The organism is Chryseobacterium sp. RLHN22, assembly GCF_051011795.1.
Classification (GTDB): domain Bacteria; phylum Bacteroidota; class Bacteroidia; order Flavobacteriales; family Weeksellaceae; genus Chryseobacterium; species Chryseobacterium zhengzhouense.
The window spans coordinates 375,022-391,403 of sequence record NZ_JBPCHW010000001.1 but is presented as its reverse complement, the minus strand read 5'-3'; the positions used below and the strand labels follow the sequence as shown (position 1 = coordinate 391,403).

The 16,382-nt window shown below is 34.7% G+C and carries 11 protein-coding genes; 6 read left to right on the top strand and 5 right to left on the bottom strand.

Translation table 11 applies throughout. The features are described from left to right. Positions 1-50: 50 nt before the first annotated feature. Positions 51-2,960 carry a protein translocase subunit SecD gene (secD, locus tag ACR1PN_RS01600; protein WP_433978593.1) on the bottom strand — a complete coding sequence of 970 codons (2,910 nt, stop codon included), beginning with the start codon at positions 2,958-2,960 and terminating at the stop codon, positions 51-53. Positions 2,961-3,181: 221 nt separating this feature from the next. Here secD and ACR1PN_RS01595 point away from each other — a divergent pair, with 221 nt between their 5' ends. Next, positions 3,182-4,555: a PQQ-dependent sugar dehydrogenase gene (locus ACR1PN_RS01595; RefSeq protein WP_433978592.1), complete on the top strand. Its 1,374-nt coding sequence runs from the start codon at positions 3,182-3,184 to the stop codon at positions 4,553-4,555. 44 nt (positions 4,556-4,599) lie between these two features. Here the strand turns inward: ACR1PN_RS01595 and hemN are convergent, their stop codons facing one another. The 4 genes from hemN to ACR1PN_RS01575 all read right to left on the bottom strand — a co-directional run bounded on the left by hemN (position 4,600) and on the right by ACR1PN_RS01575 (position 10,344). Further along, positions 4,600-5,958 (bottom strand): oxygen-independent coproporphyrinogen III oxidase, encoded by a 1,359-nt coding sequence (hemN, locus tag ACR1PN_RS01590; RefSeq protein ID WP_433978591.1) that lies wholly within the window; start codon positions 5,956-5,958, stop codon positions 4,600-4,602. A 232-nt stretch (positions 5,959-6,190) separates the two neighbouring features. Continuing rightward, positions 6,191-7,234: a WD40/YVTN/BNR-like repeat-containing protein gene (locus tag ACR1PN_RS01585; RefSeq protein ID WP_433978590.1), complete on the bottom strand. Its 1,044-nt coding sequence runs from the start codon at positions 7,232-7,234 to the stop codon at positions 6,191-6,193. Between the two features lie 47 nt (positions 7,235-7,281). After that, positions 7,282-8,604 (bottom strand): serine hydrolase domain-containing protein, encoded by a 1,323-nt coding sequence (locus ACR1PN_RS01580; protein ID WP_433978589.1) that lies wholly within the window; start codon positions 8,602-8,604, stop codon positions 7,282-7,284. Between the two features lie 108 nt (positions 8,605-8,712). Next, on the bottom strand, positions 8,713-10,344 hold the full coding sequence (locus ACR1PN_RS01575; protein ID WP_378172731.1) for an APC family permease: 1,632 nt from the start codon (positions 10,342-10,344) through the stop codon (positions 8,713-8,715). Between the two features lie 164 nt (positions 10,345-10,508). Between ACR1PN_RS01575 and pnuC the strand changes: the two genes are divergently transcribed. The 5 genes from pnuC (at position 10,509) to ACR1PN_RS01550 (ending at position 16,344) form a co-directional block, all read left to right on the top strand. Continuing rightward, positions 10,509-11,186 carry a nicotinamide riboside transporter PnuC gene (pnuC, locus tag ACR1PN_RS01570; RefSeq protein ID WP_433978588.1) on the top strand — a complete coding sequence of 226 codons (678 nt, stop codon included), beginning with the start codon at positions 10,509-10,511 and terminating at the stop codon, positions 11,184-11,186. Beyond that, entirely contained in the window at positions 11,183-11,749 is a 567-nt protein-coding gene (locus ACR1PN_RS01565) for a hypothetical protein (protein WP_433978587.1), read from the top strand. The genes pnuC and ACR1PN_RS01565 overlap by 4 nt, the downstream gene beginning before the upstream one ends. Positions 11,750-11,848: 99 nt before the next feature. After that, positions 11,849-12,616: a diaminopimelate epimerase gene (gene dapF / locus ACR1PN_RS01560; protein WP_378172745.1), complete on the top strand. Its 768-nt coding sequence runs from the start codon at positions 11,849-11,851 to the stop codon at positions 12,614-12,616. Positions 12,617-12,645: 29 nt separating this feature from the next. Continuing rightward, positions 12,646-13,671: an endolytic transglycosylase MltG gene (mltG, locus tag ACR1PN_RS01555; RefSeq protein ID WP_433978586.1), complete on the top strand. Its 1,026-nt coding sequence runs from the start codon at positions 12,646-12,648 to the stop codon at positions 13,669-13,671. A 168-nt stretch (positions 13,672-13,839) separates the two neighbouring features. Beyond that, a complete protein-coding gene (locus ACR1PN_RS01550) occupies positions 13,840-16,344 on the top strand; it encodes a TonB-dependent receptor domain-containing protein (RefSeq protein WP_433978585.1) in 2,505 nt (834 codons plus the stop codon). Positions 16,345-16,382: the final 38 nt, after the last annotated feature.

The window sequence follows — 16,382 nt, the reverse complement described above, 5'->3', positions numbered from 1 at the left end:
AAGAGTCTTCCATTTTGAAAGACTCTTTTTTTTATTTAATGTAGTTTAAATTATTTTGTTGCAAGAACTTCTTTATTTGAAGAAGATTTACCGTGTACTTCTTCTTCTTTCCCTGTTCTAAGGAAATCGTAAGCAATTGCCGACGCAATAAAGATAGATGAATAAGCACCAAATCCGATACCGATCAACAAGGCAAACATAAATCCTCTCAAGTTGTCTCCACCGAAGATGAAAATTGCAAGAATTACCAGCAATGTAGTGAACGTCGTGTTGAATGTTCTACCTAATGTACTTGAGATTGCATCATCAAATAAACCTGATAACGTCAATGCTTTTTTCTCTCTTAAATATTCTCTGATTCTGTCGAAGATAATTACGGTATCATTGATTGAGTAACCCAATACGGTAAGAATCGCCGCAATGAAATCCTGGTTGATCTCCATATTGAAAGGCATCACTTTATGAAGTAAAGAATATGCTCCCAAAATGATAATCGCATCGTGGAACAATGCTGCAACCGCACCCAAAGAGAACTGCCATTTTCTAAATCTGAATAAGATATAGATAAAGATTCCCGCCAAAGCAGCTACAACTGCAAGAATACCATGTGTCTGGATATCATCCGCAACAGTAGGTCCTACTTTTTCCGAAGAGATAATTCCAGCGTGATCTTTGTCTGCAGATTTGAAATCTTCTAAAGTAAGGTTTGAAGGTAAATTTGGTTTTAAACCTTCATATAATTTCTGCTCAATGGTTTGGTCAGCTTTCAAAGATTCGTCATCGATAAGATAATCTGTAGAGATTTTCAATTGCTTATCGTTACCGAAAGTTTTAGCTTCTACAGAAGAGTTTTTACCGTCTTCAGTAGTAAACATTTTCACCAAATTATGTTCAACGTCTTCAGCATTTACATCCTTATCAAATCTTACAACATAGTTTCTACCACCCGTAAAGTCGATACCGTATTTAAATCCGTTTACGAAAATCGAACCCAGGGAAATAACGGTAAGGATTGCAGAAATGATATAAGAATATTTTCTCTTTCCGATGAAGTCGATCCACGTATTTCTGAAAAGGTTTTTTGTAGGAGAAGTCCATACAGAAAGTCCTTTACCTTTATTCAGTCTGTTGAAAATCATTACTCTTGAAAGCAAGATAGAAGTGAATAAAGTCATTACCGCACCAATTAACAACGTCAGTGCGAAACCTTTAATAGGTCCTGTTCCGAAGAAGAACAATACGATCGCCGTTAAGATCATCGTTAAGTGACCATCGATAATTGCGTTCAATGCATGTTTGAAACCATCTTTATAAGCTTCTAAGATACCTTTACCTGCAAACAATTCTTCTTTTGTTCTTTCGTAAATAATTACGTTTGTATCTACCGCCATTGCCATCGAAAGTACAATACCTGCGATACCAGGAAGAGTAAGCGTAAAGTCTCCGGAATCCATAATTCCGAAAATATAGAATAAGTTGATAATCATTGCAATTACAGCGTAAACTCCCGCTCCACCGTAATAGAAAATGATATATGCAATAATAATTAAGAATGCGATTGCAAATGAAATTACCCCTGCATCAATTGATTCCTGCCCTAAAGACGGACCAACTTGTGTAGCCTGAACCACTTTTGCACCTGCAGGTAACTTACCAGCTCCTAAAACGTCTACCAATTCTTTAGCTTCTTCCTGAGAGAAGTTACCAGAGATTTGGGTTCTACCGTTAGGAATTGCACCTACAACATTTGGAGCAGTATACACTCTGTTATCCAAAGTTACAGCAACCGGTTTACCAACGTTTTTCTCCGTTAGCGTTTTCCAGTCTTTTGCACCTTTAGAATCCATCTGCATATCTACCACTACTCTGCTCAATTCATCATAGCTGATGTTAGCAGTTTCTACGGCACCATCTACCGGAGCTTTTTGGTTGATATTTCCTCTTATAGCATACAATACCAAGCTGTTCGGATCTGTAGATTCAGGCTTATAACCCCACATGAACTGGGTATATTTAATGTTTGCCGGACGTAAAGACTGACCAATTTTGCTGTTGATGATTTTATTCACAGCAGCAGTATCAGATAGTTTTACAGAAGCAACACCGTTTGTTCTCAATTTATCAAGCTGAAGAAGGTTCATGAAATTCACGTTTTTCTTCACGCCCATAGAATCTCCTTTAGCAGAAACAGTAGATGTTAAAGTTTGGAAATAAGGCAATACTTCCGGAACCTGCTGTACTTCCCAAAACTGAAGTTTTGCAGAAGTCTGAAGCATTTTCTTCACTTTGTCGATATCTTTCATACCCGGCATTTCTACAGAAATTCTTGCCGTTCCCGGAACTCTCTGTACGTTTGGCTGGATGGCTCCAAGTTTATCGATTCTCGTTCTGATTACTTCGAAAGCTGTTCCTACAGAAAGATCAATTCTTTTCTTAACGATGCTTTTTACCTGCTCATCAGTAGTATTGAATTTAATTTCAGAAAGATTGGTATTTCCGAAGATCTCAGGATCTGCAAGTTTAAGGTTTGCACCTTTAGCTTTATTTACAGCATCAAATTCCACAAAGAAATTATCAATATAAGATTTTGTAGAATTTTTCTGAACTTCGTCTGTTCTGTTTAAAGCCTCAATAAGAATAGGATTGGTAGAATAATTCGTTAAATCATTCACCAAGTCTCTCTGGTTGATCTCCAAAAGAACGTTGATTCCTCCTTTAAGGTCAAGACCAAGTTTCATTTCCTTGTCTTTCGCTTTAGAATAATAAAGTTCTGTGAAACCTAAATTCAGTGTATCCTTAGAAAGTCTTTCTATTTCTTTCTGATACTTTTCCGGATTGTCTCCTGCAATAGCAGTCGCCTGCTTTTCAATTTTGCCGGCGTACCATGTTGGTAATAGCTCATTTAAGCAAATTAACCCTAGTACAATAGCAACAATTGTAATAAGTCCTTTTCCTTGCATTTTGTTATAACTACGTTAAATTAAGTCGGCAAATATAATGATTTTATTGATATTTTATGAATTTTTAACAACAGAAATGGTTTATTTTCAGATATATCGGCAATTAATTTTTTGTTAAAATTTCTGCAAAACATTTATTTCAAATCTATTCGACTTATTTCACTTCTATTGGTATGAAATTTTCACTTACTACCTTACAACACCTTAAACATCAAAATATTATGAAAAAACTACTATTTTCTATCGGTATGTTTTCTTCCCTTATTTTTCAAGCTCAAAGTTTTAATCTGGAAGAATTTGCGACTGGGCTTTCAAGTCCCGTAGAAATCATAAATGCTAATGACAACAGGCTTTTTGTGGTACAGCAGAACGGAATCATCAAAATTATTCAGCCTAACGGGACTGTGAACGCTGCAGACTTTTTGAATATTAGCAGTAAAGTATTGTTTGGAGGCGAAAGAGGTCTTTTAGGTTTGGCTTTTCACCCTCAATACGCAACAAACGGGTATTTTTTCGTGTATTATAATAATAGTTCAAACGGAAATATTATTGTAGCAAGATATACCGTAAGTAGCTCAAACGCAAATGTTGCTGATGTCAATTCTGAAAAAATTATTTTAAATATTCCTAAACCATTTGACAATCATAATGGGGGAAGTATTCATTTTGCGCCGGACGGGAATTTATGGATTGTAACCGGAGACGGTGGAAATGGTGGTGATCCCAACAATAATGCTCAGAATAAAAATTCGCTTTTAGGTAAAATGCTCAGAATTGATATTAATTCTACCGGACCATACAATATCCCTGCAGGAAATCCTTTTGTCGGATCCGGAGTTGATGGAGCCGATGAAGTCTGGTCTTACGGATTACGAAATGCATGGAAATTTTCTTTTGACCTTACCACAGGAAATGCTATGATTGCCGATGTTGGACAAGGACAAATTGAAGAAATCAACAGAATGCCAATTTCTCAAGCCGGAATCAATTACGGATGGAGATGCTACGAAGGAAACAACAATTACAATACAACAGGTTGTGCCGCTTCTACAACAATGACCTTTCCTGTGGCTGTTTATGATCATTCCGGTAATAAATGTTCAGTTACGGGAGGCTATGTTTACAGAGGAGCGCAATATCCAAGCTTACAGGGAAAATATTTCTTCGCAGATTATTGTTCTTCCCAAATCGGCGTAATGGATTCTAACAATGCAATCACTTGGACGACAGCATATACAGGCAACAATTTTTCTACTTTTGGTGAGGATAGCCAAAAAAATCTTTATGTTGCTGCAGTAAACAATGGCAAAATTTATAAGATTACGACTTCAACTTTAGGCGTTCAGGATGATAATATGTTTAACGGAATCAGAATCTATCCTAATCCTGCTCATGAAAGAATATTTGTAGACGGATTGAAAGACAGCCAAAGCACCGCAGAAATCATTAGTACAGATGGTAAAAAAGTTTTGGAGGAAACAAAATTTGACAGCGAAAACAGCATTAATATTACAGGAATTCCCGCAGGAGCGTATTACATCAATATTAAATCGGGAGATTTGAGATCTTACAGTCAGAAATTGATTATTAAATAGCAATTAGCAAAAATAAAGCGATTCAGATCTGAATCGCTTTTGTTTTATATCGTCATTGAGAAAATTCTCGTTTCAGGTTTATTTCTCAACATTCTGAGATCAAAAACCATCGCAACGTTTCTTGTAAAAGCTCTGCCTTTTTCAGTAATTTTTATCTGATTATCGTGAATTTCAACCAATTCATCACGTTCCATTTCCGAAAGCATATCGAAAGCATTTTCAAGCTCAGGAATAGCGTTTTTATCTTCAAAAGTAGTTTCCAATTGGCACATCAGATTAAGAATATGTCTTCTGATTGACAAATCTTCTTCATTCAAAATATGACCTTTTACTACAGGAATTTCACCAGTTTCAACAATTTTCTGATATTCTTCAACAGTTTTTACATTCTGCGCAAAAGCATACCACGAATCTGATATAGAACTCATCCCTAAACCAATCATAAGCTGAGTTTTGCTTGAAGAATATCCCATGAAATTACGATGAATATTTCCTGAAATCATAGATTTGTATAACTCATCGTCCTCAAGAGAAAAATGATCCATACCCACTTCTTTATACCCTAATTCTTCTAATAATTTTTTACCGTCTTCATACAATCTCCTCTTTTCTTCACCGCTTGGCAGATCACTTTCATCAAAACCTCTTTGTCCTACTCCTTTTATCCAAGGAACATGAGCATAAGAATAATAAGCCAAGCGATCCGGTTTCAGCTCCAAAGTTTTATGAATGGTAAGAGCCATACTTTCCCAATTGGAGTGCGGTAAACCATAAACCAAATCATGAGAAATACTTGTATAACCAATTTCTCTGGCCCATTCTGTGACATTTTTTACATTTTCGAAAGGCTGAATTCTATTGATAGCTTTCTGCACTTTCAAATCATAATCCTGCACCCCAAAACTGGCTCTTCTGAAACCAAGATCAAACAAAGTCTGTAAATGCTCTCTGGTTGTATTATTCGGATGTCCTTCAAAAGAAAATTCGGGATGTTCGGCAATTTCAACCGTATCAAAAATCCCCTGAAGTAAAGTTTTTAAATTCTCTGGAGAAAAAAATGTCGGAGTTCCGCCACCTAAATGCAATTCTTTAAGCTTCGGCTTTTCATTAAATAATTTAAGATAAAGCATCCATTCTTTCAAAACACTTTCCAGATACGGAATTTCTACAGTATGCTGTTTGGTAATACGTTTATGACAGGCACAAAACGTACACAATGCTTCACAAAACGGAAGGTGTATGTATATTGAAATTCCTTCAGCCGAATTGCTTTCATTAAAAGATTTAATCACACTTGATTTCCATTTTTCCGGGGAAAAAGTATACTCGTCCCAATAAGGAACGGTAGGATAAGAGGTGTAACGCGGGCCGGGAATATTATATTTATCGATTAAAGAGCTCATTTTGGACTTTAAATTTTTTCTAGGTCAAATGGAATTCCAAAGGAATTTCATACTGCAAAATTAACCATAAGTTCTGAATTAGAGATTATGAAATATATTAGTCTTTCTTTTTAAAATTTATAATGAGTCTAAATACTTAAATCTGGTTTAAATTAAATCTTATGGACTATAAACTATTACAGTTAAAGAAACACAGAAAATTTATTTTAAAAGTTAAATATCCTGTACGAAACTAAAATTTTAATTTCAAAAGAGATATTTTATCTTTTCCGGCAAGAACAACCGTATTTTTATCAATCCATTTGCAGACATAAAAACCTTTTTCATCTGATATTTTCTTCCAGGTTTTTCCAAAATCTGATGAATAACTGATGTGCTGATCTCCAACAGCAATCACTTCTTTTCCTTTTGAATCAGGTTTAATTTTCACACAGGTCATATAGCCGGCATTTTTTCCCGAAGCCTGAACTTTCCACGTTTTACCGCCATCATTTGTAGTTGCAATATTATTGATATTTGCTTCCTGTTTGGTATAATCACCACCAACAGCAACTCCGAAATTCTGGTTGGCAAAATCAATTGAGTACATACCTTGTGCAGATTCTCCCTGAACAAAAGGTGTTTTATAGATATTCGATTCTAAAGTCGTGTAATCTATCTTAATAATTCTCGAACTTTTGCCTCCTGTTGCAATCCAGATATTGGTTCCTTGATGAGCAATATTGGTGTTGCTTGCTGCAAAAGCAGCTTCACCTTCGTTAAGTTTTATACTGTTAAATCCTTCTCTTTTGGTGAGGGTATTGAAATCTAAAATAGAATTCAATTTTGGCATTATAAAAGATAATTTCAGATTCAAATCTTTTGCAGGATCGCTGAAAGCAACAGCATGTTCATCGTTTACAAAAATTAATGCATCATAGAATGCAGTTTTCAAAGTATCTGTATAAATATTGATAACTGAAAGATCTTTTTTATCTATTCTAAAAAAATGAGCCGGACTTTCAATATTGATGGCATAAAAAGCATCTTTATTTTGTGTTAATGTTCTAAACTGCAGTTTCTTCTCAGATAGTTTTATCTGCTTTTGATTTGTATTATTTTTTAAATCAACAAAACCAAATTTAGAATCTGTTCCGCTATACCAGACTTTATTATCATACAATTCTATTGCTCTAATGCTTATTCTATCATTTAGAATTGTTTCAAAGCTTTCAATTTGTTGAGAAAACAACATCAGGTTTAAAGCTAAAAACAAAAGTGTAAAAATCTTTTTCATGCCAACAAAAATAAAAAATCCACAGAATTCTGTGGATTTTTAGACGATTAAATTTTAGTCTTTCGTTTGTATTCGTATTTTACGTTTCTGCTGTTAATTAAAGTCATTTTACCTTTCTTCTCATCAAAAACAGCATCCATTTTGCCTATATCGTATCTAAATGTGTTGTTGGCTTTCGGTTCCAGATAAATAGACGACAAATCTTCACCCGGCGACTGTAAGTAAAGCTTATTTTTTTCTAAATAGATGTTCAACATTTTGGTTTTATCGTTTTTAGATTCGTATTCACCTGTAAACCTAGACAATTCTTCATCGCTCAGTTTTACAACCGAAAAATCAGGATAATCGTAGTTTTTATGTAAAAAATGTTTTATCACATATTCTGCAATGTCATGAATATCATAGCGAATGCCATTTTCGGTAATTGAGATCGCCAGTTTTTGAGACGGAAAATACAGTGAAAAAGATAAAAAACCTGTCATAGAACCCGTATGGCCGTATCCGTTATATTCATCAAAAACATAATATTTTAGGCCTTGATTAAGATTTTTCATTTGTACTAAAGATTTATCCGAGACCAATTTTCCTGAGAAAATCGCATCAAAGAATAAATTCAGATCTCCCGTTGTAGAAACGATATCTGCAGAACCGAAAAAGAAACTCAGGTTTGCGTCGTCTGCCTTTCTCCAGTCTTTAAAAAAACGATAAGACTTTGCCTCATTATTTTCAGGTTTTATCGTCTTTCCGATTTCTGTATTGGTCATATTCAACGGAACAGTAATTTTTTCGGCCAGCAATTCATCATAACTTTTGCCGTATATCTTTTCTAAAATAAAACCTAAAACAGAATAACCGCTATTGCTGTATGAATATTTGAATCCGGGAGGAAAATCTGACGGAAGTTTAAACATAACATCCAACAATTGTTCTTTACTGAGATTCGCTGCTTTTATGGTTTGAAAGTTTTTTAATTCTGATATGTTCTTCATTCCGCTGGTGTGATCCAAAAGATTGCTAATGGTAATATCTTTTGCATTTCTGATTTTTGGAAAAAAGGTTGAAACTTTGGTATTTTGTTTAAGTTTTCCTTCTTCAATTGCTTTGAAAATCAGTATCGCTGTAAATACTTTCGAAATTGATGCGATTCTGTATTTCGTATTAAGATCTGCTCTTTTCTCGGCTTCTAAATTGGCAAAACCAACGGTTCTGAAATATTGTTTTCTACCATTTTTAGAAACACTTACCGAGAACATTCCTTTTTCATATTTTTCAAAGGCATCAAAAACACTGTCGATTTTTGAGTTGCTATTCTGAGAAAATATAAACGAGTAGATAAATAATGAACAAAAGAGGAATAATTTTAATTTCATACTTGTTTTTTTAAAGTACAAATATACATTTTATCCCGTTGAAGAGAATTGAATTATCATTAAAAAAATAAGCTATCTTCATCAGATAGCTTACTTCTATAGTATTATTTATAAATCCAAATCTGGTTTTTCTAAAGGCTCCTGTTCTGCCTTAAATGTTTCGCCGTAGCCGCCATTCTGAAGCTTGGAATGTCTCCTGCTGTAAAGGAAGTAAATAACAAATCCGATAAGCAGCCATGCAAGAGAATACATCTGTGCTTCTTTACTTAGGTTAATAATCAAATACACATTGATTGCAATTCCCAGACAAGCAATTACCGGTAAAGCCGGAACTTTGAAGTTTCTCTGAAGGTTCGGTTCTTTTACTCTCAAAACCCAAACTGCCACACAAACCATAGTAAAGGCGAATAGAGTTCCGAAACTTGTCATGTGTGCAAGATCATTTATCGGTGTAAGAGATGCAATTACAGAAATAACAGCTCCTAAAATAATAAGGTTTTTCGTAGGTACTCCCGTTGTAGGATTTACTTTAGAGAAAGTAGAAGGAATTAAACCATCCTTAGACATCCCGAGAAAAATTCTTGATTGCCCCATAATCATTACCATTAATACAGAAATTAATCCTACTGTTGCTGCAATCGTGATAATATAGCCTGCCCAAGCCTGACCTGCAATATCAAATGCGTATGCTACAGGTGCTTTGATGGCATCAGGATATTTTCCAAGTGGGTTAAAATCGGTATATTTCATCATCCCTGTAAGAACCAATGAAACCAATATATATAAAAGTGTACAGATTACCAACGATGTGATAATTGCAAAAGGCACATCTTTTTTAGGATTAATGGCTTCACCTGCCTGTGTAGAAACCGCATCGAAACCTACATAAGCAAAGAAAATTGCAGAAGCTCCGGCTACAATCCCGGCAACGCCATAAGCAGAATGGGAAACTCCGTTTTCGGTAATGGTAGTCGGTTCAGGAATAAATGGTGACCAGTTATTGGTGTCAATAAAGAATAATCCGGCAATAATTACGAAAATGATCGCAGAAACTTTCAAAATAACAATAAAATTATTCGCCTTTGCTGCACCTTTTGTACCTCTGATCAAAATTGAAATTACCAACAGTACAATTGCCAAAGCAGGAAGATTGAAAAATATTTTCATATCGAAAAGCTCAGGTGCTGCATTGAAGTTGCTTATTGTTTGTTGAAAATCAGCCAATTTTTCTGCCGGTAAATTTCCTGTTGCAATCTGTTTTGTTGCTTCACCAAATGCTTTGTTTGCAGTTCCCGGATCGGTTGTCATCCAGTAAGGGAGATGCAGACCAAACATTTTCAACAGTTTACCAAAATATCCGGACCAGGAAACGGCAACCGTCATCGATCCCATTGCATATTCTAAAATTAGACCCCAACCAATGATCCAGGCAAAAATTTCACCTACTGTACCATAAGCATAAGCATAAGCTGAGCCTTCTACAGGCAATATTGATGCAAATTCTGCATAACATAATGCTGCAAAAACGCAGGCAATCCCAGCAATTACAAATGATAATGCCAATGCAGGTCCTGCATTGTAGTAAGCCCCGGTTCCGGTAAGAACAAAAATTCCGCCCCCGATAATTGCCCCGATTCCGATGGCAGTAAGACTCCATTTTCCTAAAACGCGCTTCAGTTCGCTCTTTTGAATATCAGCTTCATAAGCGCTCATTGGTTTTTTAACCCAAATTTTAGACATATTTTTTATTTATTAAAGATTTACGAAAATATAAAAATTTTAGAGACCTTAACATTTATTGACACATTTTAATCTAATTATTTTAATTTTAAATTATAAAAAACTGATTCACACTTATTTTAATGCATTTTTAAATACCATACTTTTTATTTATTTTTGAACTCATGAATCTATATGATCTCTTCATAAAACCATATGAAGCCTACACAAATGTTCAAATTCTTTTAGAAGCCACTGCTGCCGTTTTTGGTATTCTCAGTGTTTTCTTTTCTATTAAAAAAAATATCTGGCTTTATCCCACCGGAATCATTTCTACATTTATATATGTCTACATACTCTTCAATTTCGGATTATTAGGTGATTGCATGATTAATGTTTATTACACGATCATGAGTATTTATGGCTGGATTTTATGGCATAAAAATTCTGAAGATCACATCCACGTAGATGTTACTTATGCAACTCGCAAAGAATGGATCTACTCTTTTGCATTGTTTATTTTAAGTATTATTCTTGTAACGGTTATCTATTATTACAAACCGTACATAGATAATCAGTTTTTGATGGAAGGTGCAAGTCTTGGTTTAAACCATCTAGATTGGGCAAACTGGCTTGATGTTTTAACAACTTCTATATTTTTGGTAGCAATGTGGTTAATGGCCAAAAGACGTATAGAGAACTGGATTTTCTGGATAATTGGTGATTTAATCTGTATGCCCATGTTTATTTATAAAGGTCTCGGAATCACTTCGGTTCAATATTTGGTATTTACAATTATGGCTATCATGGGATATGTTACATGGATAAAAAGTTTTAAAGTAAAAAATACAGCAAAGTCATGAAAAATTTAATAAAAATAGGATTCGGAATTTTCATAGGTTTAAGTTTGACATCTTGTACCGCATATGGCGGCAACTATTCAGCTTATGGAGATCCTTATTATGACAACGGATATTATTATGCTCCGCAGGCGTATTACGGAAACGGCGGATATTGGGGAAATGACGGATATTATTACAGAAATGATCTGAATTATTATTACGACAATGGGATACCTTATTATTACGGAAACAACAGAACAAAAGTTTACGTAGAAAGACGTAGTGGAGCTACAGGAAACAGTGGCTTCAGAAACAATACATCTTCTACTCCGAGAAATAACAGCAATAATAGCGGATTTAGAAATAATAACAGACAGAACAATAATCAGAAGCCACCGAGAAACAGCAACAATAGTAATAGCGGTTTCAGAAATAATCAACAAAATAACTCACAACAGGCTCCCAGAAATAATGGCAACAGTGGTTTCAGAAATAACAATTCCAGCGGAAACAGAACTGAAGCACCACAAAACAACAGTCAGCCACGTCAGAACACAGAAAATCGCTCAGGTGGTTTCAGATAATAAATAAGTATTCTAAATAATAAAACGAGCAGGAAGACCTGTTCGTTTTTTGTATAAAATACAGTAATTTTGCAGGTTGATTTTAGAAAAACAGAAAGTATGGACTTTTATAAATATCAGGGTACAGGAAATGACTTCGTTATGGTCGACAATCGTGACTTACAGTTCCCTAAAGACAAAAACATCATTGAAAAATTGTGTGACAGACGTTTTGGGATAGGAGCAGATGGCTTAATTCTATTAGAAAATGACGAGCAGTACGATTTTAAAATGGTTTATTACAATTCTGACGGCGGAGAAAGTACGATGTGCGGAAATGGCGGAAGATGTCTGGTTGCTTTTGCGTTTTTTCTCGATATTTTTGAGCGCAAATGTAAATTTATCGCTATCGATGGAGAACATGAAGCTGAAATCCACAATGGAATCGTAAAACTGAAGATGATTGACGTCGATACAATTTCCAACGACGGCAATGACTCGATTTTAAATACTGGTTCACCACATTACGTAAAATATGTCGAAGACATTGTAAATTACAAGGTTTTTGCGGAAGGAAACAGCATCAGAAATTCTGAAAATTATAAGGAGAAAGGCATCAACGTAAACTTTGTGGAAAATATTTCTGATGATGAAATTTTTGTAAGAACCTATGAACGAGGCGTTGAAGATGAAACTTTCAGTTGCGGGACCGGAGTTACGGCCTCTGCTTTAACTTTTCTGCAAAAAAACAATCTAACCTCTGTAAAAGTTAAAACGTTGGGCGGAAACCTGAAAGTTTATGCCGAGAAAAATGGAGAATCATTCCGTGAAATCTGGCTTGAAGGTCCTGCAAAACAGGTTTTCAGAGGTAAGATAGATCTTATTTAAAAAACAAAACTTTTAATCTCTTGTAAGTAATGAAAAAAGCTATTCTCATTATCGTACTTCTTATTCTTGCCGTGGCAGGATTTTTTGGTTTTAAATTTTACAATAAATATTACGGGAACAATATCTCAAAAGACGGATATGTTCTAATTCCACACGGTGCAAAATTCGATCAGATTTTAGATTCGATTACACCTTACGTTAAAAATAAAGAATCTTTCACAGAAGTTGCAAAAGATAAGAATATGGATGAGTATTTCAAACCGGGTCGTTATCATTTTGCGAAAGGAGCAAGCAATACAAGTCTTGTGAATATGATTAAAGCAGGAAATCAGTCTGAAAATTCTTTCAGAATCGGAGATTTCGGAGATATGTATCAGATGGTTGGAAGAGTAAGTAAAAAAACAGAACTCGATTCTTTGAGATTTGTAAATGATCTTGATCAAATTGCTTCTGAAAAAGGCTACAAAAATGCAGAAGACCTTAAAAAATATTTCTTCATCGATACTTACAATTTTTTCTGGACCGTTACGCCTAAAGAATTTTTCAAAAAATTTGAAGATCAGTATAATGATTTCTGGAATTCTGATAGAAAAGCTAAAGAGCAACAATCCGGCTTAACGAGAGATCAGATTTATGCATTAGCATCTATTGTTTATAAAGAGTCCGGTGGAAAACCAGACGAAATGAAGACCATTGCTGGATTATACTTAAACCGTTTCAAAAAAGGGATGAAACTACAATCTGACCCGACGGTAATTTATGCAATAAATAAACAGACCAACTTTAAAGAACCTATTAAAAGAGTTTTCTACAAACACCTTACTACTCCATCTCCTTACAATACCTATGCAAACACAGGAATTCCTCCGGGACCTATCTGTGTTGTTGATAAAAATTCAGTAGATGCAGTATTGAGTCCTGAACAGAATGGCTATATTTTCATGTGTGCGGATCCCGCAAGGTTCGGATATCATAAGTTCACAGCCAGTGCAGAAGAGCATGCTATCAATGCAAAAGCATATCAGGATTGGTTAAACTCAAAGAATATCAAATAATAAAAATATTTAACTTTAATTTAACAAATTAATAATTAACAAATCAGCCTATAAAACGACTGATCTATTAAAAATAAAAATAAACGAATCGTAAAGCTGTAATTTTCTTCTTTAATAAATTTTAAAAATTTATGACAATTTATTACAGTTTTATCTAAAGAATACCTTATGAATCAAACGGAAATAATCAGTATTTTCACAAAGAAAACCTTGGGGCTTACCTTCGTATTGTCTGCAGCAGCTCTTGCTTTTGCTCAGGATAAAGTAGGAATTTCGGGAACGGTTGTAGATAAAAGCAACCAGCCTGTTCCTTATGCTTCTGTAACATTCAGCAATAAACAAAGCAAACTTTTGAGCGATGCAACGCTTACCGACGAAAAAGGAAATTATAAACTGGATCTTACTCCTGGAAATTATGATATTACCATTGAAGCAATCGATTACAAGAAAAGTGTTGTCAACAAACAGATTACTACTGCAGGAAGTATAGCTGCACTATCTATTGAACCGGAAGCAACCGCTACCAATATGAAAACTCAGGATATTCAGGGTGTAGTCATTACGGCAACTGCAAAGCCATATAAAGTTGAGCTTGATAAAAGAACATACGATCCTTCTCAGGATATTGTAAGTAAAGGAGGTAGCTTACAGGATGTTTTATCAAATGTTCCTTCAGTTTCGGTAGATACAGACGGTACTGTTTCGATGAGAGGTAGCTCAAATGTACGGTTTTTAATTAATGGAAAGCCTTCAGCTCTTTTAGGAATTGATGACGGAGCTAATGCTTTACAAAGTATTCCTGCTGATCAGATTGAAAGAATTGAAGTGATTACCAATCCTTCTTCTAAATTTGAGGCAAGCGGAACTGCCGGTATTTTAAATATTATTCTTAAAAAATCGAAAAAAACCGGCTTTAACGGTAGTGTGATCGGAACTTTAGGATATTTACCTCAAACCAACCTCAATACCAATTTAAGCTGGAGAAAAGGTAATCTAACCTGGTTTTTGAATGGTGGAGGCGGTTACCGTGAATCTAAAAATACAAACAGAAATAACGCAACTTTCTTCAATGCAGCCGATGGCGGAAGAACGCAGACCGATCAGGAATCTATTACTAAAAACAAGAACAATAACTATAATGTTTCTTCGGGATTGGTCTATGATATTTCAGATAAAACATCAGTAAATGCATCCGGAACGGTGAGAACATTTGAAAGTGACAACCTGGGAAATATTACTTATGATTATCGTTTCTTAAATGCTCCGAGCCTGTTTACAGAAAGAATGAATACAGGTTCTAATAATAACCTTGCTTTTCAGGGAGATTTTGGTTTAGACCATAAATTTGACGATAAGGGACAAAACATTTCATTATCTGTAAGTCTGCAAAGTAACAGATCATATAATGACACCAACGTAAATCAGGTTACCAGTAATATCTTTGAATTACAAAACTCTATCAACCAAAATACAAGAAATAAAACGTTGGTAGGTAAGGCTGATTATGAGCTTCCTATAGGTGAAAACTCAAAAATTGAAGCGGGCTATAGAATCGACATCAATAACAACAATTATGATAATGATGTATTAGAGCGTTATGCATCTGATGCAGATTTCCATTATTTAAATAACTTTACATACAATGCTAACTACCGAGAAATGTTTAATGCAGGATATGTACAGTTTAAGAGCAAAATCGGAAAATTAGGCTATCAGGTTGGTGTAAGAAATGAATATTCTAATGTGGACATTCAATATTCAAACTTAAATCCTGATTCAAAAAATATTGACAACAAAAAAAGCTATAACAATCTATTCCCGACTGTTTTCTTAAGCTATGAAATTGCAAAAGACAATCAGTTTTTGGTAAACTATTCAAGAAGAATAGACAGACCGAGATCGTGGTTTTTAATTCCTAATCCAAGCTATACAGATAATCAGAATATCTTTGAAGGGAATATTGATCTGAATCCTTCTTACGTAGATTCGTATGAACTGGGTTACAGCATTTCAAAAGGAAAGTTCACCATCAACCCGACGATTTACTTCAGACATACAACTGATGATGTAAAAATGCTGGTTTACTCTGATGATGGAGTTTTTAAAACTAAACCTATTAATTTAGGAACAGACGACCGTTATGGTTTAGACTTAAACTTTAACTGGGATGCAACAAAATGGCTTAAATTCTTAGGAAACGTAGATTTATTTGGTTATAAAACGAACGGAACCTATAACGACCTTTCTGTTGTTCCAGAACCTTTCTCTTTTGAAGGAAGCGGTTTTGCAACAAGAGCACGTTTAACTTCAACTATTAAAATTGATAAAACATTCAGCTTTCAGATTCAAGGGTTTTACAGAGGAGGTCAGAAAACACAAAGTATCGACAGAAAAGATATGTATGCCTTAAATCTTGGTGCTTCAAAAACAATCTGGAAAGGAGATGGCACGTTGAGCTTTAATATTCAGGACATTTTTAATACAAGAGCGATGGAATCAACCGCATACGGATCAAATTTCGTAAGAGATTCTTATATGCAGTGGCAACCTAGACAATTTGCTTTATCATTAACTTACAGATTTAAACAGGGCGAAAAAATTGAGCAGCCTAAGCGTAAAAAAGATATTAATTCTAATGCAACAGGAGACGACCAGCAAGGCGGACCAATGTAATCAGATTATTTATCATAAAAAAATCCCGAAATTTTATT